Source organism: Undibacterium sp. SXout7W (assembly GCF_049339385.1).
Taxonomy (GTDB): domain Bacteria; phylum Pseudomonadota; class Gammaproteobacteria; order Burkholderiales; family Burkholderiaceae_D; genus Undibacterium.
Genome location: NZ_JBMPPF010000142.1, coordinates 1 through 294 on the forward strand (window position 1 = coordinate 1; position 294 = coordinate 294).

Genomic DNA, 294 nt, shown 5'->3' on the forward strand with positions numbered 1-294 from the left:
CTGGACATTGATCAGACCTCGCGCTTGCTGGCAACTGCGTGGCCGGGCATACGGGAACAACTGCTGTCGGGGACGTACCGGCCCAGTCCGGTGCGTCGGGTGACGATCCCGAAGCCCGGCGGTGGCGAGCGCGAGCTCGGTATTCCGACGGTAACGGATCGCCTGATCCAGCAAGCACTGCTGCAAGTGCTGCAACCGCTACTTGATCCCACTTTCAGTGAGCATAGCTACGGCTTTCGTCCGGGGCGGCGTGCGCAAGATGCGGTGTTGGCCGCGCAGGCGTATGTCCAGTCC

At 63.9% G+C, this 294-nt stretch carries 1 protein-coding gene; it reads left to right on the forward strand.

What is annotated here, in order from left to right; genetic code table 11:
- Nucleotides 1–294 (forward strand): reverse transcriptase domain-containing protein (locus ACO0LB_RS20835; protein ID WP_423052646.1); only part of this gene is annotated, 294 nt, incomplete at both ends.